This is a genomic window from Modestobacter marinus, assembly GCF_019799945.1.
Taxonomy (GTDB): domain Bacteria; phylum Actinomycetota; class Actinomycetes; order Mycobacteriales; family Geodermatophilaceae; genus Modestobacter; species Modestobacter marinus_B.
Genome location: NZ_JABGCH010000003.1, coordinates 53,961 through 72,576, shown reverse-complemented (window position 1 = coordinate 72,576; position 18,616 = coordinate 53,961). Strand labels below are relative to the sequence as shown.

15 protein-coding genes are annotated in these 18,616 nt (G+C 76.4%); 8 read left to right on the top strand and 7 right to left on the bottom strand.

Features of this window, described 5'->3' with window-relative positions; genetic code table 11:
- Positions 1-76: 76 nt before the first annotated feature.
- From HK417_RS03865 to HK417_RS03850, 4 genes are all read left to right on the top strand, one after another.
- Positions 77-1,981, top strand: coding sequence for a PucR family transcriptional regulator (locus HK417_RS03865; RefSeq protein ID WP_222263501.1), 1,905 nt, complete (start codon positions 77-79; stop codon positions 1,979-1,981).
- A 165-nt stretch (positions 1,982-2,146) separates the two neighbouring features.
- Positions 2,147-3,592 carry a uracil-xanthine permease family protein gene (locus tag HK417_RS03860; RefSeq protein WP_222263498.1) on the top strand — a complete coding sequence of 482 codons (1,446 nt, stop codon included), beginning with the start codon at positions 2,147-2,149 and terminating at the stop codon, positions 3,590-3,592.
- Between the two features lie 74 nt (positions 3,593-3,666).
- Positions 3,667-4,320: an NUDIX domain-containing protein gene (locus tag HK417_RS03855; RefSeq protein WP_222263495.1), complete on the top strand. Its 654-nt coding sequence runs from the start codon at positions 3,667-3,669 to the stop codon at positions 4,318-4,320.
- 83 nt (positions 4,321-4,403) lie between these two features.
- The gene (locus tag HK417_RS03850) at positions 4,404-5,162 is read left to right on the top strand and encodes an SDR family NAD(P)-dependent oxidoreductase (RefSeq protein WP_222263492.1); all 759 of its coding nucleotides are present in this window, start codon (positions 4,404-4,406) and stop codon (positions 5,160-5,162) included.
- Positions 5,163-5,165: 3 nt separating this feature from the next.
- Here HK417_RS03850 and HK417_RS03845 read toward each other — a convergent pair whose 3' ends face one another.
- A complete protein-coding gene (locus HK417_RS03845; RefSeq protein WP_261325822.1) occupies positions 5,166-5,561 on the bottom strand; it encodes an SRPBCC family protein in 396 nt (131 codons plus the stop codon).
- Between the two features lie 131 nt (positions 5,562-5,692).
- Here HK417_RS03845 and HK417_RS03840 point away from each other — a divergent pair, with 131 nt between their 5' ends.
- Positions 5,693-6,607, top strand: a complete 915-nt coding sequence (locus tag HK417_RS03840) for a DMT family transporter (protein WP_222263489.1) — start codon at positions 5,693-5,695, stop codon at positions 6,605-6,607.
- 19 nt (positions 6,608-6,626) lie between these two features.
- Here HK417_RS03840 and HK417_RS03835 read toward each other — a convergent pair whose 3' ends face one another.
- A complete protein-coding gene (locus HK417_RS03835) occupies positions 6,627-7,430 on the bottom strand; it encodes a DUF998 domain-containing protein (RefSeq protein WP_222263486.1) in 804 nt (267 codons plus the stop codon).
- Positions 7,431-7,576: 146 nt separating this feature from the next.
- Entirely contained in the window at positions 7,577-8,023 is a 447-nt protein-coding gene (locus tag HK417_RS03830) for a hypothetical protein (protein ID WP_222263483.1), read from the bottom strand.
- Positions 8,024-8,082: 59 nt separating this feature from the next.
- Here HK417_RS03830 and HK417_RS26330 point away from each other — a divergent pair, with 59 nt between their 5' ends.
- Complete coding sequence (locus tag HK417_RS26330; RefSeq protein ID WP_308123348.1) at positions 8,083-9,306, top strand: MFS transporter; 1,224 nt, start codon at positions 8,083-8,085, stop codon at positions 9,304-9,306.
- 52 nt (positions 9,307-9,358) lie between these two features.
- On the opposite strand, the gene HK417_RS03820 is transcribed toward HK417_RS26330, so the two are convergent.
- From HK417_RS03820 to hrpB, 4 genes are all read right to left on the bottom strand, one after another.
- Positions 9,359-9,556 (bottom strand): hypothetical protein, encoded by a 198-nt coding sequence (locus HK417_RS03820; RefSeq protein WP_222263480.1) that lies wholly within the window; start codon positions 9,554-9,556, stop codon positions 9,359-9,361.
- Between the two features lie 80 nt (positions 9,557-9,636).
- Positions 9,637-9,951, bottom strand: coding sequence for a hypothetical protein (locus HK417_RS03815; protein ID WP_308123347.1), 315 nt, complete (start codon positions 9,949-9,951; stop codon positions 9,637-9,639).
- 51 nt (positions 9,952-10,002) lie between these two features.
- Positions 10,003-12,030, bottom strand: a complete 2,028-nt coding sequence (malQ, locus tag HK417_RS03810; protein ID WP_308123346.1) for a 4-alpha-glucanotransferase — start codon at positions 12,028-12,030, stop codon at positions 10,003-10,005.
- A gap of 683 nt (positions 12,031-12,713) precedes the next feature.
- Positions 12,714-15,209 (bottom strand): ATP-dependent helicase HrpB, encoded by a 2,496-nt coding sequence (hrpB, locus tag HK417_RS03805; protein WP_222263477.1) that lies wholly within the window; start codon positions 15,207-15,209, stop codon positions 12,714-12,716.
- Between the two features lie 107 nt (positions 15,210-15,316).
- On the opposite strand from hrpB, the gene HK417_RS03800 reads away from it, so the two are divergent.
- Together HK417_RS03800 and HK417_RS03795 are read left to right on the top strand one after the other, a co-directional pair.
- Positions 15,317-17,413 (top strand): elongation factor G-like protein EF-G2, encoded by a 2,097-nt coding sequence (locus HK417_RS03800; protein ID WP_222263476.1) that lies wholly within the window; start codon positions 15,317-15,319, stop codon positions 17,411-17,413.
- A 144-nt stretch (positions 17,414-17,557) separates the two neighbouring features.
- A complete protein-coding gene (locus tag HK417_RS03795; RefSeq protein WP_222263474.1) occupies positions 17,558-18,607 on the top strand; it encodes a TIGR03885 family FMN-dependent LLM class oxidoreductase in 1,050 nt (349 codons plus the stop codon).
- Positions 18,608-18,616 lie beyond the last annotated feature (9 nt).

Sequence of the window (18,616 nt, the reverse complement as noted above, 5' to 3'; positions counted from 1 at the left end):
CGCGGTGGGGGTACGTAGAGTGACCGAACGTGAGGCGTCCGTGACGTACATTGCGCACAGTGATCGACTGGGTGCCATGGGTGGCGTCCCGCGCTCGGTCGAGCCGGTGCTGTCGCAGGTGGCCCCCGCCGACCGCACCGCCCTCCAGGAGAGCATGGGACTCACCGTCGACCAGCTCCTGCAGCTGCCCGGGCTGGTCGGCACGACCGTCGTCGGCGGGGCGACCGGCACCCGCCGGATCGTCCGGCACGTGCTCGTCGACGAGCCCGCGGACCTGCTCGCCGGGGCCGGGCCCGACGTCCTGGTCGTCCTGGCCGGGCCGCCGGCGTCCGCCGACCCGGCGCAGCACCGGGCGCTGGTCGAGCGACTGCACCGCGGCGGCAGCGGTGCGCTGGCCTTCCGGTCCTCCGGTGGCGCCGGCACCCCCCACGGGGAGGTCCCGGCCGAGGTGCTCGCCGAGGCCGACCGCCGTGGCTTCCCGGTCCTGATGCTGCCCGCGCCCACCCGGCTGGACGAGGTCGTCGCCGAGGTCCTCGGCGCGATCATCGACAAGCAGACCCAGGCGCTGAGCCTGGCGAACCGGATGCACAACCAGTTCATCGACGTGGCGCTGTCCGGCGGTGGGCTGGCCGAGGTCACCGCGCAGGTCTCCACCTTCCTGGCCGGCGCGGCCGTGCTGGGCCTCGGCCCGGACCGCGAGGTCGCCACCAGCGCGGGCCCGCCCGAGGAGGTCGCCGAGATCCGCGACTGGTTGTGGCTGCTCGACGCCGCCGCCGACGACGCCTTCGCCGATCTCGCGCCGTCCCGCCGCGCGTCGGGGAACCGCGCCGACCAGAGCGTTGTCACCCCGGCCAACGTGCTCGCCGACGCCGACCTGTCCCCGGCCGACGGGATCCTCCTCGTCCCCGGGCACCACGAGCTCCCCGGCGGGGTGGGCGAGTACGCCGTCGCCCCGATCATGGCCGGGGAGCAGCGGCACGGCTGGCTGGTCGCGGTCAACCGGCACGGCCCCATGCTGGTCGGTGCCGGGGCGGTGCTGGAGCAGGCGGCGGTCATCGCGGCCCTGTCGGAGATCCGCTCGCAGGCGGTCCACTCGGTCGAGCTGCGGTTCCAGGGTGATCTGGTGCGCCGGCTGGTGAGCGGGCAGTTCGGCCACACCGAGCGGGCGCTGGCCTACACCCGGTCCTTCGGCTGGCGGCTGGACGGCCCCGCCGTCGTCCTGGTCACCGCCACGGAGACGGTCGCCGACGCCGGCGCCGACCCGACCCGGGCACTGGACGTGCTGGACCGGCTGGCCGACGGCTGGCGGTCCGCCGTCGACGCCGAGGTGGCCGGTGCCGCGGTCGCGGGCCTGGCCACCGAGATCGTGACGGTGCTGCCGCTCGACGGCCGCACGCCCGAGGAGATCTCCGCCCTGGTCCAGGCGGTCACCGCCCGGGTCAACGCCCGGCTGCGGCGGATCGGTCGGCTGCTGGGCACCGGGATCGGCCGCCCGGCCGAGGCCCTCGCCCAGCTCGGCGAGGCCTACCAGCAGGCCCAGCGCGCCCTCGTCGTCGGTCAGGAGATCCACGGCGGGCACGCGGTCACCCACTTCGACCAGCTGGGCGTCTTCCGGCTGCTGTCGCTCATCCCGGACAGCACCGAGCTGCGCAGCTACGTCGACGAGGTGCTCGGCCCGCTGGCCGACTCCGGCGACGCGGACTCCACCGACCTGCGCGAGACCCTGCGGGTGCTGCTGGAGACCAACCTCAACGTCGCGGAGTCGGCCCGGCGGCTGCACTTCCACTACAACACCATGCGGTACCGGATCGGGAAGCTGGAACGGCTGCTCGGGCCGTTCACCGCCGACCCCACCCTGCGGCTGAACCTGCTGCTCGCGCTGCACGCGGCGCGCATCCGCGGGCTCGACCAGCCGCACCGGCCGCCGGTGGAGAGCATCGCCGCCGCGGTGCTGGACGACGGGCTCGAGTCCCTGGTCTGAAGGAGGAGCACCTCCTCCCCACCCCTCGCAGGCTCGGGGCGGGCCCTGGAGGTGGCGTGACCGCTGCCCCCGGCAGCGGGGTCCTCTGGTGCAGGGGCCACCGGTCTGCCAGTGTGCGCTCGCTCGGTGCTGAGGCACCGCAGGCAGAGCCTTCGAGGAGGACGCATGGCGGTCGGGTGGAAGCTGCACGGGGACGGCAAGGCCCCGCCGCTGGACGAGGCCGTCGCGCCCGACGAACGGCTCTCGTGGCCGTTGACCGTCGGCATCGGCGCCCAGCACGTCGTCGCCATGTTCGGTGCGACGTTCGTCTTCCCGCTCGTCATGGGCCTGGACGCCAACCTGGCGATCATGATGAGCGGGATCGCCACGATCCTGTTCCTGCTCATCGTGCAGGGGAAGGTGCCCAGCTACCTGGGCACGAGCGCCTCGTTCGTCGGTGGCGTCGCCGCGGTGCGCGCCCAGGGCGGGGACAGCGCCGACGTCGTCGGCGCGATCCTCGTCTCCGGTGTGGTCCTGGCCCTGGTCGGCCTGCTCATCCAGGTGGCCGGCGTGCGGCTGGTCAACCGGGTGCTGCCCCCGGCGGTGACCGGCGCGGTCGTGCTGCTCATCGGCTTCAACCTCGCGCCGGTCGCGGCGGTGGTGTACTGGCCGCAGGACCAGTGGGTCGCGCTGGCCACCATGACCTTCGTCGTCGTGGTCTCGCTGGCGCTGCGCGGGTTCTGGGCGCGCATCTCCATCCTGCTCGGCCTGGTCTTCGGCTACCTGCTCTCCCTGCTGCTCGACGTCACCCTCGGCCAGATCACCTCACCCGACGGCACCGGCACGGTGGTCACCCGGGACCGGGTGAACCTGGACGCGGTCGGCCAGGCCGACTGGTTCGGCCTGCCGTCCCCGACCTGGCCGTCCTTCTCGGTCAACTTCTCGCTGCTGGTGCTGCCCGCGGTGATCGCGCTGGTCGCGGAGAACGCCGGCCACGTCAAGGCGGTCGCGGAGATGACCAAGCGCGACCTCGACCCGGTGCTCGGCCGGGCGGTCCTCGCCGACGGCGTGGGGACGGTCGTGGCGTCCTCGGTCGGCGGCTCGCCGACCACCACCTACGCGGAGAACATCGGCGTCATGGCGGCCACCCGGGTCTACTCGACCGCCGCCTACTACGTGGCCGCCGTGGTGGCCGTCCTGCTGGGCCTGGTGCCCAAGTTCGGCGCGATCGTCAACGCCACCCCCGGCGGCGTGCTCGGCGGGATCACCGTCGTCCTCTACGGGATGATCGGCCTGCTCGGCGCGAAGATCTGGAAGGAGAACCGGGTCGACTTCGCCAACCCGATCAACCTGGTGCCGCTCGCGGCCGGGATCATCATCGGGATCGGCAACGTCACGCTCGTGTTCACCGAGACCTTCTCGCTGTCGGGCATCGCGCTGGGCACGATCGTGGCGGTCGTCGGCTGGCACCTGGCCCGGGCGCTCGCGCCCGCGGAGATGAAGGACGCCCTGTACCGGGAGGGCGGCTTCGCCTCCGGCACCGGCCCGGCGCTCGGGGCGACCGGCCGGCACACGATGGACCCGGGCGGGGCGGACCCGTCCGACGTCGACCGGGGCGACCGGGCGCGCTGACCGGCGGCGACGACATCGCCGGCCCGGTCCTCGTGCGAGGACCGGGCCGGTCTCCGTCCAGGGGAGGACGACGGATGGCAGCGGGGATCGACGAGCCGGACCGCCGGGGGCGCACCGGGCTGGACCGCGCGGGGCGCGACCTCACCGGCAACGACGACGTCCGGGTGACCGACGTCGAGGTGCTCTCCAGCGACTGGTACGTGCTGCGCAAGACGACGTTCGACCAGCGGCACCGGGACGGCCGGTGGACCACCGAGCAGCGGGAGACCCACGACCGCGGCAACGGCGCGACCGTGCTCCTCTACGACACCGAGCGCCGCACCGTGCTCCTGACCCGGCAGTTCCGCTTCGCCGCCTACGTCAACGGCCACCCCGACGGGATGCTGCTGGAGACCGCGGCCGGCCTGCTCGACGAGGACGACCCGGCGACCGCGGCCCGGCGGGAGGCCGAGGAGGAGACCGGCCACCGGGTCGGTGAGCTCACCCACGTGGTCGACGTCTTCACCAGCCCGGGCTCGGTCACCGAACGCCTGCACTGCTACGCCGGCCCGTACAGCGAGGCCACCCGCTCCTCCGACGGCGGCGGGCTGGCCGAGGAGGGCGAGGACATCGATGTGGTCGAGCTCGGCATCGACGAGGCGCTGGCCCAGATCGGCACCGGCATCGTGGACGCGAAGACGATCATGCTGCTGCAGTGGGCGGTGCTGAGCGGGCCGTTCGCCCGCTGAGCGGCGCACGTCGCGCGTGCCGGGCCGCGCGCCCGGGCACTGGCCTCTGGGGGCCGCGCCGCGCGGTCGGAGGAGGGCCACGCATGACGGAGACCAACCGCCCGCTGACCGGGAAGGTCGCCCTGGTGACCGGGGCGTCGTCGGGGATCGGGGAGGCGACGGCGATCGCGCTGGCCGGGGCCGGCGCCGCGGTCGCGATCGGTGCCCGGCGGCGCGACCGGCTCGATGCGCTCGCCGGCAAGCTCCGCGAGGGCGGGGCGTCGGTGCTGCAGCTGGACCTCGACGTCACCGACGAGGAGCAGTGCCGGACGGCGGTGGCCCGCACCCGCGCGGAGCTCGGCGGCCTCGACGTCCTGGTCAACAACGCCGGCGTCATGCTGCTCGGCATGATCGTGGGCGCGGACACCGAGGACTGGCGCCGGATGCTGCGCACGAACGTCCTCGGGTTGATGTACATGACCGCCGCGGCGATCGAGGGCATGGTCGAGCAGGGCTCCGGCGACGTCGTGAACGTCTCCAGCGTCGCCGGCCGGGTGGCCCGCAAGGGCGCCGGCGTCTACAACGCGAGCAAGTGGGCGGTCAACGCGTTCAGCGAGTCGCTGCGCCAGGAGGTGACGACGAAGGGCGTGCGGATCTCGCTGGTCGAGCCCGGCGCGGTCGCCACCGAGCTGACCGACCACATCACCCAGCCCCGGGCCAAGGCCGCGTTGCAGGAGATGAACGAGAGCATGCGGACCCTGCAGGCGGAGGACATCGCCCGCGCCGTGCTCTACGTCGTCAGCCAGCCACCGCACGTCGCGATCAACGAGCTGCTGGTGCGCCCCACCGACCAGGAGCGCTGAGGCTCACCGCGCCTCGAGCACCCGCTGCAGGGTGCCGAGGTCGGCGGTGACCGCCGCGGCGTCGGCCTCGAACGCGGCGTCGTCCATGCCCGGCCGGCGGCGCACGGTGAACACCACCTCGCAGCCGGCGCCGTCGGGCAGCACCCGCAGCGGGTTGGTCACAGTCGTGCCGTCGGGCAGGACGACGTCGTGGTCCAGGACGCCGTACTCGTTGACCGGCACGAACCGGACGAGCACCCGGCCCATGGGCGAGTCGGCCACCCACTCGCCGCGCTCCAGCCGGACGCCGGTGGCCAGCCCCGCCGCCCACTGCGGCAGGTGGGCCGGGTCGCGCGCCCAGGCGTAGACCTCGGCTGCGGGCCGGGCGATGGACACGGTGAGGTGCCGGGACTCGGTCATGACCGGCATCGTGCCGCAGGGAGCCGACAGCACCGCAGCGATCCGGCCGTCCATCGGCGGGGGACGGACAAGTCCACTGCCACGACCGGAAACCGCCGGGAAACGTCGGCGGGACGATCTAGGTTCTCGCTGTGCCCGAGCCCCGCAACCCGCTGACCCTGCTCGCCGTCGCCGTCACCCTGCTCGCCTGGGCCTCGGCGTTCATCGGCATCCGCGCGGTGGGCGAGGACCTCTCGCCCGGCGCGCTCGCGCTGGGCCGGCTGCTGGTGGGCACCGCCGTGCTCGGGCTGCTGCTGACCCGCCGCGGCTGGGTGCGGCCGACGGCGGGGGAGTGGCGGCTGCTGGCGGTGTGCGGCGTCGGCTGGTTCGGCATCTACAACCTGTCGCTGAACGCGGCCGAGCAGCACCTGGACGCCGGCACCACCGCGATGCTGGTCAACATCGGCCCGCTGCTCATCGCGCTGTTCGCCGGTCTGCTGCTGGGGGAGGGCTTCCCGCGGTGGCTGGTCGTCGGGCTCGCCGTGGCGTTCGCCGGCGTGCTGGTGATCGGCCTGGCCACCCGCGGCTCCGGCGCGGACCTCGCCGGGGTGCTGCTCTGCGTGGTCGCCGCAGTCACCTACGCCGGCGGTGTCGTGGCGCAGAAGCCGTTGCTGCGCCGGCTCCCCGCGCTGCAGGTCACGTTCACCGCCTGCGCGCTGGGCGCGCTGTGCTGCCTGCCGTGGGCGGGGGCACTGGTGGGCGACCTCAACGCCGCTCCCGGGGCCTCGATCGCCGGGATGGTGTACCTCGGCGTCGTCCCCACCGCCCTCGCCTTCAGCACCTGGGCCTACGCGCTGTCCCGGATGGACGCCGGGCGGCTCGGCGTCACCACCTACCTCGTGCCGCCGCTGGTCGTGCTGATGGGCTGGCTGCTGCTCGACGAGGTGCCGCCGGCACTGGCCGTCCTCGGCGGCGGAATGTGCCTGGCCGGGGTCGCGATCTCCCGCCGGCGCAGCCGGCCGCGGCTCCCGGCGCCGGTGCCGCAGGAGGCCGCGGCCGCTTCCTGAGCCGACCGGCGCCGACCGGTCACGGGCGGCGCGGCGCCCACGGGTCGTCGGGGTCGAAGTCGTCCGCCTCGTCGTCGTCCGCCGCCCCCGCGCGGGTCGCCGGCCGCTGCTCGGACCGCCGGGCCGACGCCTCCAGTGCGGCATCCCGCTCGGCGGCCCGCTGGGCCCGCTCGAGCCGGGCGTCCTCGCGCAGCTGCCGACGGGACGGCGTCCCGTCCGGGTTGGTCAGCCGCAGCCAGTCGTCCTTCTGCCGCCACAGCGCCACGCCGGCCAGGGGCAGCGCCACCGGGACGACGTAGGCGGCGACCCGCTCGATGCCGCCCTCCCCGACGAACAGGAAGACGGCGGCGGCGAAGAAGATCGTGCCGACGACGCCGAGGAGGCCGAGCAGCGCCAGCGTGGTGCCCAGCCCCTCCGACCGGGGCCGCACCCCGTAGGCCAGGGCGATGACGCCGATCGCGCCGCCGAGCAGGTAGGCCGCCGCGGCCACCTCGTGCGCCGTCCCCGAGCTGTCGAGCGGGAAGACGCCGACCAGCAGGACCCCGAGCCCGGCCAGCACGAGCAGCACCCGGGCCAGCTTCCCGCCGGTGCCCGCGAGCCCCGGGGCCAGCAGCAGCGCGCCGGCGGTGATGAGGACGCCCTGCAGCACGAAGGAGGCGTTCATCAGGAGCCGGGCGGGGGAGTCCGCCGTCCCCAGGTCGCTGATCACGTCGGCCGAGTACGAGTAGCCCTCGTACCGCAGCGCCGCGACCGCCTCGACGACGAAGAACTGCAGGGTCAGCAGCCACGCGACCCCACCCCACCGGTACCTGCTGTCCGTCACGGGGAGCCATGGTCCCAGCCCCGCCTGTGCGCACGACCGGGCGGGGCGGGCCGGGTCGCTGGCTGGTCCGGCACTGCCTGCGAGAGCACCGCGACGGGCTCTCGTGGGCGCCGAAGAGCTGGTCTGCCCGGTCGGTGTGGCGGTGATCATGTACGCGCTGCGCAGCTCGTGACGTCCGCCGCGGCCAGGTGCGCCCGCAGCGCGGCGTACTGGCCGGGCGAGAGCCACGAGGGGTTGCTGCCCGCGGGCATGCGCAGGACCTCGGCGTCGCGGACGGCGGGGTCGGCGAGCAGCTCGGCGCGGTCGACCGGCTCGCCCAGCCGGACCAGCCGGACGGCGACCGTCGGCCCGCCCTCGCCGTCGGCGGGTGCGCCGGTGACCTCGCCGAGCGCGTGCACGCCGGGCCGGTCCCGCCCGCTGACCCACAGCAGCACGGGATGTCCCGGGCGGACGAGCCCCAGCCGGTAGGAGGGCCGCACGCAGCGGTCGAGGTCCCGCGCCGTGCCCGCTGCCCAGCCCGGGGCGACCAGGTCCGGCGGGCGGCTGCTCTTGAGCACCCAGCAGGCGACGTCGGCAGCGGTCAGGCGGGCCACCCGCCCAGCCAACCAGCCCCTGGCGATCGTGGCGCAGCTCACAGGTGCACCCTCGAGCCGTGGCGGGGGACGGCGACGTGAGCTGGGCGGGGCACCAGGTGGGCGAGCCCGGGTTCCGCCGGGCCGCAGCGGGGGTGTTCCTCGCCGGGATCGCGGTCTTCGCGACCCTCTACGCACCGCAGGCGCTGCTGCCGGAGCTCACCCGCTCCTTCGGCGTCTCCCCGACCTCCTCCACGCTGGCCATCTCGATCTCCACCGGCGCGCTCGCGGTCGGCCTGCTGGTGCTCGGCCCGGTCTCCGACCGCCGGGGGCGCACCGGCATCCTGCACGCCAGCCTGGCCGCGGCGGCGGTCCTGGCGGTGCTCATCGCGCTCGCGCCGGCCTGGTGGGTGCTGCTGGTGCTGCGTGGTCTGCAGGGGTTCGCGCTGGCCGGGCTGCCCGCGGTCGCCGTCGCGTACCTGCGCGAGGAGCTGCACCCCGCGGTCAGCTCCCGGGCGGTCGGCCTGTACGTCAGTGGCACGGCGATCGGCGGGCTGAGCGGCCGGCTGCTCAGCGGCTTCCTGACCGAGCTCGGCGGTTGGCGGGCCGCTCTCGGCGGCGCGGCGGCGGTCGCGGTCGCCTGCGCGGTCGCCGTCCGGCTGCTGCTGCCGGCCTCCCGCCGGTTCGTCCGGGTACCGCGCGAGGGCCGGCTGCTGCGGCAGCTGGCCGCCGCCTTCACCGACCCGGCCCTGCTGGCCCTCTACGGGGTGGCCGCGCTGCTCATGGGCGGCTTCGTCGCGATCTACAACGCCGGCACGTTCCGGCTGGAGGCGGCGCCGTACGGGCTGTCCCCGGCGCTGGCCGGCCTGGTGTTCCTCGCCTACCTGCTCGGCTCGGCGAGCTCCCCGACGGCGGGCTGGCTGGCCGACCGGTTCGGCCGGCGACTGGTCGTGCCGCTGTGCGTGCTGGTGATGGGCGGCGGCATCGCGCTCACCCTGCCCCGGCCGCTGTGGCTGGTCGTGCTGGGGCTGTGCGTGATGACGGCCGGCTTCTTCGCCGCGCACGGTGTGGCCAACGGATGGGTGGCGGCGCGGGCGCAGCTCGGGGGGCGGCCGGTCGGTCAGGCCGCGTCGCTCTACTCGTTCTGGTACTACGTCGGGTCCTCGGTGGGCGGCACGCTGGCCGGCCGGGCCTGGCAGGACGCCGGCTGGGGTGGCGTGACCCTGCTGGCCGGCGGCTGCGTCCTAGCCGGGTTGCTGCTGACGCTGGTGCTGGGGCGCACCCGGTCGCTGGACCGCCGCTGAGCACGCGGGAGGGCGGTGCGGGTGCCGCACCGCCCTCCCGGCGACGGTCAGCTCACTCGGCGGCGTGCTCGTAGGCGCCGGCCGGGCTGGCGTCGTCGGACCCGACGGCCTGCCGCTCCAGCTCGGTGCGGTGCTCCAGCACCTCGTCCGACGGGTGCGGGTCCTTCGCGTGCTCGCTGCGGTCGCGCGGCGCCGGCTCGGTCGTCTCCATCACGTCGTCGAGGGTCGGCTCGTCGTCCGGGCTGGTCATCCTCGTCCTCCGCTCTCCAGGCCCGGTGGCTCCGGGCACCTGATCTCCCCGTGCCCCGGCGGGGTGCCGCCGCAAACTGCTCACCCCTGCTTGAGCCGGTCGGCCGGCAGCCACGCCTCCACCAGCACCGGGCCGTGGTCACCGACGACGGTGTACGCCACCCGGCCCTGCCAGCCGCCCTCCCGCTGCCGCCACTCCACGAGCAGCCCCGGCCAGGTGCCCGGGGCGTCCGGGGGGTCGAGGACCCAGCAGTGCCGGCCGTGCCCGCCGCCGGCGGCGCGGCGTGGCCCGGCCGAGGGCGGGGGCTCGCCGACCGGCGGCACCGGCACGCCGGACCGCGCCGCCCGGTCGGCGAGCGAGGCCCCGTGCCGGCCCCGGTACATGCCCCCAGCCACCGGCTGATGATCGCACGGAGTCGAACACGTGTTCGACTCGGCGCATCCGGGTCACCCCTCGGTCGACGGCGACTCGGCGGCCTTCCTCTTGCCCGCCTTCGGGGTCTTCACGCCGGCCTTCTTCGCCGGCGGCTTCTTGGCCGCCGCCTTCCTGGCCGATGCCTTCTTGCCCGGCGCCTCGACCGGCGCCTCGGCGGGCGCCTCGGCAGGTGCCTCCGCTGCGGCCGGTCGCTCGGCCGGCGGCGCGCTCAGCCCTCGGGCCAGGACGTCCGCGAGCGCCTGCACACCCGGGTGGCCGGCCAGCTCCTCGGTGGGCACCGGCAGCGGCAGGCACCAGTTGGCCCGGTCGTCGGCGCCGGGCACGTTCGGCCGGCGCTCCACGGCGAGCGCGTCGTCCAGGGTGGCCGACAGCAGCGTCGACGGTGCCGTCGCCAGCCGCCGGTGGGCCGCCAGGACCGCCTCCGCGGGGTCGGCGCCCTCCGGCACGTCGCCCAGGTGCTCCAGCAGCGAGGTGCGGCCGCGCTCGAGCTCCTCGTCGGTGCCCAGCCGGTGCTCCCGCTGCTCGGCGAGGTCGGCCCCGGTCCACAGCCCGGCGACCGTGGGCAGGTCGTGCGTGGTCACCGCGGCCATCGCCTCGACCGGCCACCCGGCCGGCTCGTCGTCCTCGAACCACAGCAGCCGGTAGGAGAGGATGCCGTGCTCGGCCAGCGCCTCCCGGACCCCCGCCTCCACGGTGCCCAGGTCCTCGCCGACGACGATCGCCTGCGCCCGGTGGCTCTCCAGCGCGACGATGTCCAGCAGGTCCTCGTAGGGGTAGCGGACGTAGGCGCCGTCGGCGGCGCTGCCCTGGGCCGGCACCCACCACAGCCGGAACAACCCCATGACGTGGTCGACCCGCAGCCCGCCGGCGCCGGCCATGGTGGCCCGGATCGACTGGATGAACGGCTCGTAGTCGGCGCGCTGCAACCGCCAGGGCACGAACGGCGGCGATCCCCAGTCCTGGCCCTGGCTGTTGAAGGCGTCCGGCGGCGCGCCGACGCTCACCCCCTGGGCGAGCTCGTCCTGCCACGCCCACGCGTCGGCGCCGCCGCCGGCGACGCCGATGGGCAGGTCCTGGATGACCGTCAGGTCGCCGGTCGCCGCGCGCAGCTGCCGGTCCAGCAGCCACTGCAGCCAGGCGTGGAAGGCCACCTGGGACTCGTGCCCGGCCGCCCAGGCGCGGACGGCCTCGCCGTGCGGCTCGCGCAGGGGCTCGGGCCAGGTGTGCCAGTCCGGGCCGTGCTCGTCGGCCAGCGCGCACCAGGTGGCCCAGTCCTGCAGCGGCTGCCCCTGGAACCACCACCACTCGCGGAACTCGCGCTCGTCGACCCCGCTGTCGAAGACCCGCTGCAGCACGGAGCGCTTGCGCGCCCACACCGCGTCCCGGTCGATGAGCTCGCCGTCGTTCAGCGCCCGGCCGGCCTCCTCCTCCAGGTCGACGGACTCTCCACCGGGCACGTCGGCCAGCCGCAGGTAGACCGGGTTCCGGAACCGGCGGGTGGCCGGCAGGTACGGGCTGGCCTCCTGACCCGGGGTCGGCGCCACCCCGTGCAGCGGGTTCACCAGCAGGAACCCGGCTCCTTGCCGCTCGGCCAGCTCCCGGACGACCCGCAGGTCGCCGAGGTCCCCGATGCCCCAGCTGTCGCGTCCCCGGGTGGCGTACAGCTGCACCGCCCACCCCCAGCCGCGCCGCCCCTCGGGCAGCCAGCAGCGGCCGGGGGAGACGATCAGCCGGCGGTCGCGGCCGTCGGCGGTGCGCAGCCGGTGGTAGCCGAGCGGGAAGTCGTCGGGCAGGTGGCCGTCCACCTGCCGGGTCGAGCCGTCCTCGCAGTCGACCTCGCCGCCCTCGACCTCGAGGGCGTCGCCGGGCCGGGCCACGATCGGCGCGTGGTCGAGCAGGTCCGTGGGTGGGTGGCCGATCACCTGGCGCAGTTGCTCGATCGTCTCCGGGGAGACGGTGTGCTCCTCGTCCAGGGCGTCCAGCCAGGTGGCGTCGATGCCCCAGGCGTCGGTCGTGGGCTGCGCGGGGGTGCTCGTCACCCCGTGATCCTCGCGGGTGCGCCCGGCGGCTGCCGGGTGAGGGGGTGCGTCGGTGGTCACACCGGCCGCTCGGCGGCCCCGCCCGCCGACGGGGGTCCCGGTCGCCGTCCGCGGGACGGCGGGACGTCGCACCCTGGCCGATCGTCTGCTCCGCCTTCAGCTCCGCCCGCAGCGCCTCCTGCGCGCGCCGGCCCCGGATCTCCCGGCGGGCCAGCACCCAGGCCAGCGCGACGGGCCCGACGCACTGAGCGGCGGCAGCGGGACGACGACGGTGGTGGCCGCACCGCCGGCGACGGCCGGTGCGGTGTGCCGTCGCGGATGCCGCCGGATCCGCTCCTCGCGCCGCGCGGCCGGAGAGCCGGGCTCGCGGCTCCAGGTCGATCCCGCCGGTCCCCAGCAGCGCCCGTGCGGCGGTGGAGGTGACGGCGAGCGCCCCGACGTCCGGCTGCTCCTCCGCGTCGGGCCCGGACGGCGGGCTGCCCGTGCGCAGCCGGTCCCCGGGACGGAACCGCACGGTGTCGTCCGACGACCGCTTCGCCGCGACGAGGCGGCCGCCGACGTGCCAGGTGACGGTCCGGGTGGACGAACCGGTGACCGCCACCCGGTGGTGCTGCCCGTGGGCAACCAGGTCCCAGTCCTGCACATGGTCGCCGGCCACGGCCCGACGGCAGCGGCCCGGCGGCTCAGCCCGGCCCCCCGCGCGGCTTCGCGCGGCGGGTGGGGGCGCCCGACGCCGGGTCCTCCGGCCACGGGTGCCGCGGGTACCGGCCGCGCAGCTCCCGGCGGACGGCGGGGTACCCGCTGACCCAGAACCCGGCCAGGTCCGCCGTCGTGGCCACGACCCGGGCGGCGGGGGAGAGCAGCTGCAGGCGCAGCGGCCGGCCGGCGACCACCGGGGCGTCCGCCCAGCCGAAGACCTCCTGCACCCGCACCGACAGGGTGGGCACCTCGGGGTCGGCGTAGTCCACCCGGATCCGGGAGCCGGTGGGCACCTCGATCCGCTCGGGCACCAGCTCGTCGAGCCGGCCGGCCACCTGCCACGGCACCAGCCCGGACAGCGCCGCCGTCACGTCGACCGCCGCCAGGTCCGCCCGGCAGCGGGCCGCCGACACCGCGGGCAGGCCGGCCAGCGTGACCCGCAGGGACGCGTCGTCCACCGCCGGCCAGGGATCGCCCAGCCCCTCCCGGGCGGCGGCGAGCCGAGCCCGCAGGGCGGTAGCGGCCGGGGTCCAGCGCAGCAGCCCGAGGCCCTCGCGTCGCAGCCCCTCGGCGACGGCGGCCGCCACGGCCACCGGGTCCGGGTCGGGCAGCGGGCGCTCGGTGAGCACGATGGCGCCGAGCCGCTCCACCCGAGCGGCCCGCACGTCGCCGTCCCGCCAGGCCACCTCGGGACCGTCGGTGTGCCCGCCCGCGCCGGCCTCCAGCGCCGTGCCCTGATCGATCGCGACCGCCGCGCGCACTCGGGCGTCCCGCCGTCCGGGGGCGCGGTCCGCGGCGGCCACGGCCAGCCACTCCACGCCGGTCAGCGCGCTGCCCGGCGCCAGCTCGGCGCCCGTGCCGCCGGCCAGCAGGTACGTGCGCTCCGTCCCCGGCCGTCGCCGGGCCAGCCACTCCGGGTGTGCCAGCCCGACGACGAGCCCGGCGGCGACGTCGTCGGTCAGGTCGGTGCGCGGCGCGTCGGGCACCGACCGGGCCAGCCGGCCGGTCTCCTCCCGCCACCGCGCGGTGGCGCCGGTGGACCCGGCGCGGACGGCGCGCCAGGCGGTCCCCAGGTCGTCGGAGGGGGTCGGGACGTCGGCCGACAGCAGCGCCAGCACCTCCGCGGCCCGCCGGCGGCCCACCAGGGGAGCGCCGTCGACCAGCGCCCGGGCGAGGCGGGGGTGGGTCCCGGCCGCGGCGAGCGCGCGGCCCCGGGGAGTGACCCGCCCGTCGTCGTCCACCGCCTCGAGCTGCCGCAGCGTGCCCCGGGCCGCGGTGAACGCCGCCTCCGGTGGCGGGTCGGGCAGCGCCAGGTCCCGGCCGTCCGGCGCTCCCCAGCAGGCCAGCTCCAGCGCGAGACCGGTGAGGTCGGCGACGGCGATCTCCGGCTCGGGGGCGGCGGGCAGCCGGTCGTGCTCGGCGGCCGACCACAGCCGGTAGACCCGTCCCGGGCCCTCGCGGCCGGCCCGGCCCGCCCGCTGCGTGGCCGCGGCCCGCGAGGCCCGCACGGTGACCAGGGTCCCCAGGCCGCGGGCGACGTCCACCCGCGGGACGCGGGCCAGCCCGGCGTCCACCACGACGCGAACGCCAGGCACGGTCAGGCTCGTCTCGGCGACGTCGGTCGCGAGCACGACCCGCCGGCGCGGGCCGGCGGTGAGCGCCGCGTCCTGCTCGGCGGCGGGCAACCGGCCGTGCAGCGGCCGCAGGTCCGCGGCCACCCCGGAGAGCCGGCCCGCGACCCTGGCGATCTCCGCCGCGCCCGGGAGGAAGACCAGCACGTCGCCCTCGGCCTCGGCCAGCGCCCGTTCCACGGTGCCGGCGACCGCGTCCAGCAGCCGCGGGTCGACGCGGTTGCCCAGCGGCGGAGCGACCGGCGGCGCGGGCGGGCACCAGACCGGCCGCACGGGGTGCAGCGTGCCGGTGGCCTCGACCACCGGCGCCGGGCCGGCGTCCCCGCCGAGCAGCGCGGCCAGCCGGCCGGCCTGCGCCGTGGCCGACATCGCCAGCACCTCCAGGTCCGGCCGCAGGGCGCCGCGCACGTCGAGGGCAAAGGCGAGCGCGAGGTCGGTGTCCAGCTGCCGCTCGTGGCACTCGTCCAGCACCACGGCGGACGTGCCGGCGAGCTCGGGGTCGGACTGCAGCCGTCGGACCAGCAGCCCGGTGGTCACCACCTCCACGCGGGTGGCGCCGCTGCACCGGCGATCCCCGCGCACGCTGTAGCCCACCGACCGACCGACGGGCTCACCCAGCAGCGCGGCCATCCGCCGCGCTGCCGCGCGGACGGCGACCCGGCGCGGCTCGGCCACCAGCACCCGGGCCGGCAGCCGGCCGGCCAGCGCCAGCGGCACCAGCGTCGTCTTCCCCGTGCCGGGCGGGGCGACCAGCACGGCGACGCCCGACCCGGACAACGCGCCGGTCAGCGCCGGCAGCACGTCCCGCACCGGCAGGTCGGTGCCGGGCGAGCCGGGAGGAGGCAGCACGGCGGCCAGTCTCCCCGGCCGACGGACAGGGCTCCGCCCCTTGTCCCGGCCTGTGACCTGTACCACGCTGAGCCGAAGGGAGCGACGAGGCTCAGCGGAGGTCCGGGGTGGCGGCTCACGGCAAGGACTCGAACAAGGAGAGCACCGGGGCGCCCGCGCCCCGCGCTGCGGACCGGGTGCGCAACGTCGCGCTGGTCGGCCGCGCGGGAGCGGGGAAGACGACCCTGGCCGAGGCGCTCGTGGTGGCCACGGGCGCGCTGACCCGGGCCGGCCGGGTCGAGGACGGGACGACGTGCCTGGACACCGAGGAGGTGGAGGTCCGGCAGCAGCACTCGGTGTCGCTGCACGCCGCGACGGTCGAGCACGCCGGGCACCGGATCACCATCCTGGACACCCCGGGGGCGCCGGACTTCGTCGGTGAGCTGCGCGCCGCGCTGCGGGCCGCCGACGCCGCCCTCTTCGTCGTCTCGGCGGTCTCGGGCGTCGACGCCGGCACCGTCCACCTGTGGGACGAGTGCGCCGCGGTGGGCAAGCCGCGGGCGGTGGTGGTCACCCAGGTCGACCGGCCGCGCGCCGACGTGCCCGGCGTCGTGCGCAGTTGTCAGGAGATGCTGGGCGCCGGGGTGCACCCGCTGCAGCTGCTCGCCCCGGGGGACGACGGGACACCCGGTCAGCTGGTCTCCCTGCTGGAGCCCCAGCCGGCCCACCCGCAGGGCGACGAGCTGCGGGCCGAGCTGATCGAGGCGGTGATCGCCGAGAGCGAGGACGAGTCGCTCATGGACCGGTACCTGGCCGGGGAGCCGATCGCCGTCACCGACCTGGTCGCCGACCTGGAGACGGCCGTCGCCCGCGGCAGCTTCCACCCGGTCCTGTGCCTGGCCCCGCTCGGCGGCCTGGGTGTGCGGGAGCTGCTGGACCTCGTGGTCAGCGGCTTCCCCTCCCCGCTGGAACGGCCGTGCCCGCCGGTGGTGCGCCCGGACGGGAAGCCGGCCGGCGTGGTGGGCTGCGATCCCGCCGGGCCGCTGGTGGCCGAGGTCGTCAAGACGACGACCGATCCGTACCTGGGTCGGGTCTCGCTGGTCCGGGTCTTCTCCGGCACCCTCCGCCCGGACATCCCGGTGCACGTCTCCGGTCACGGGCTGGCCGAGCGGGGGCATCCCGACCACGACGCGGACGAGCGGGTCGGCGCGCTGTCGAGCCCGCTGGGCAGCACGCTGCGGCCGATCCCCGAGTGCCCGGCCGGCGACGTGTGCACGGTCGCCCGGCTCACCACCGCCGAGACCGGGGACACCCTGTCCAGCCCGGACCAGCCACTGGTCGTCCCGCCCTGGGAGCTCCCGGACCCGCAGCTGCCGGTCGCCGTGGAGGCGTCCTCCCGCAGCGACGAGGACCGCCTCGCCGGCGCGATCGCCCGGCTGGTGGCCGAGGACCCGGCGGTGCGGGTGGAACGCCGGGCCGACACCGGTCAGCTGCTGCTCTGGTGCGTCGGCGACGCGCACGCCGAGGTGCTGCTGGACCGCCTGCGCACCCGGTACGGCGTGGCGGTGGAGACCCCGCCGGTGCGGGTGCCGCTGGTCGAGACCCTCGCCGGGCCGGCCACGGTCACCGCCCGGCACGTCAAGCAGTCCGGCGGGCACGGCCAGTACGCCGTCGCGGTGGTGGAGGCCCGGCCCGGGCCCCCCGGCTCGGGGATCACCTTCGACCAGCGGGTCGTCGGCGGCGCGGTGCCCACCCAGTTCCACGGCAGCGTGGAGAAGGGCATCCGGGCGCAGGCTGCGCGGGGCCTGGAGGGCGACCGGCCGCTGGTCGACGTCCACTTCACCCTCGTCGACGGCAAGGCCCACTCCGTCGACTCCTCCGACGCCGCGTTCCAGACCGCCGGCGCGCTCGCCGTCCGGGAGGCCGCGGCCGCAGCGCGCACCCAGGTGCTCGAGCCGTGGTGTGCGGTCGACGTCACCGTCCCCGCCGACCTGGTCGGGCCGGTGCTCAGCGACCTGGCCGGCCGCCGCGCCCGGGTCACCGGCAGCGAGGCCGCGCCCGACAAGGACGAGGCCACCGTGCACGCCGAGGTCCCCGAGCGGGAGCTGCTGGACTACGCCCGGGTCCTCCGCTCGGTGTCGCACGGCTCGGGCCGGTTCAGCCGCCGCCCGCTGCGGCACGAGCCGGCGCCCCCGTCGGTGGTGGCCGACCTGCAACCGGCCTGACCGGTCCGCCCCGGCGTGCCCGCGGGGCGGAGGTCGCCGTCCCGGACCTGCGCGCGGCACCTGGACGTCGCCGGCCGCCCCGCCGCCGTGGCGGACCTCGCCATCCGACGTGCGCCGGACCCCCGATCTCGGTAGGCATGCCGGATGACGGTGATCGGCTTCCACAACTCCCACGAGCAGGTGCACCCGGCGGAGCTGCTCCGGGCGGTGCAGCACGCCGAGCAGGTGGGCTTCACCGCCGCCATGTGCTCGGACCACCTGGAGCCGTGGAACGAGCGGCAGGGGCACTCCGGCTTTGCCTGGTCCTGGCTCGGCGCGGCGCTGGCCACCACCGGTCTGCCCTTCGGCGCGGTGAACGCCCCCGGCCAGCGCTACCACCCGGTGATCGTCGCCCAGGCGATCGCGACGCTGGGCGCGATGTTCCCCGGCCGGTTTTGGGTGGCGCTGGGCTCCGGTGAGGCGATGAACGAGCACGTGACCGGGCACGTGTGGCCGCGCAAGGAGCTGCGCGACGCCCGGCTGCGCGAGTGCGTCGACGTCATCCGGGCGCTGCTGGCCGGTGAGGAGGTCAGCCACGAGGGGCTGGTGACCGTGGACCGGGCCCGGATCTGGACGCTGCCGGAGCAGCAGCCCGCCCTCATCGCCCCGGCGGTCACCGCGGCCACCGCGGCCCGGCACGCGGAGTGGGCTGACGGGCTGGTCACCATCAACCAGCCGCACGAGACGCTCCGCGAGGTGATCTCCGCCTACCGGGACGCCGGTGGGCAGGGGACGCTCACCATCCAGGTGCACGTCTCCTGGGACCCCGACCCGGACCGGGCGGTCGCGATCGCCCACGACCAGTGGCGCAGCAACGTGTTCCCGCCCCCGCTGTGCTGGGACCTCGACACCACCCGCGCCTTCGACCTGGCCAGCGCGCACGTGACCCCGGAGGCGGTGGGGGAGGTGGTGCGCATCTCCAGCGACCTCGGTCAGCACGCGGCCTGGATCGCCGAGTACGTGGAGCTCGGCTTCGACCAGGTGTACCTGCACCACGTCGGGCAGGAGCAGCGGCCGTTCCTCGATGCGTTCGGCGAGCACGTGCTGCCCCGGCTCGACGTCACCGCTCCCGCGCCCGCGGTGGCGATCGACCCGCCCGGCCCGGACGGGCCGCTGCGCCCTCGGCAGCAGCCGCAGCCCGCCGTCCTGCCCTGAGGAGCTCCT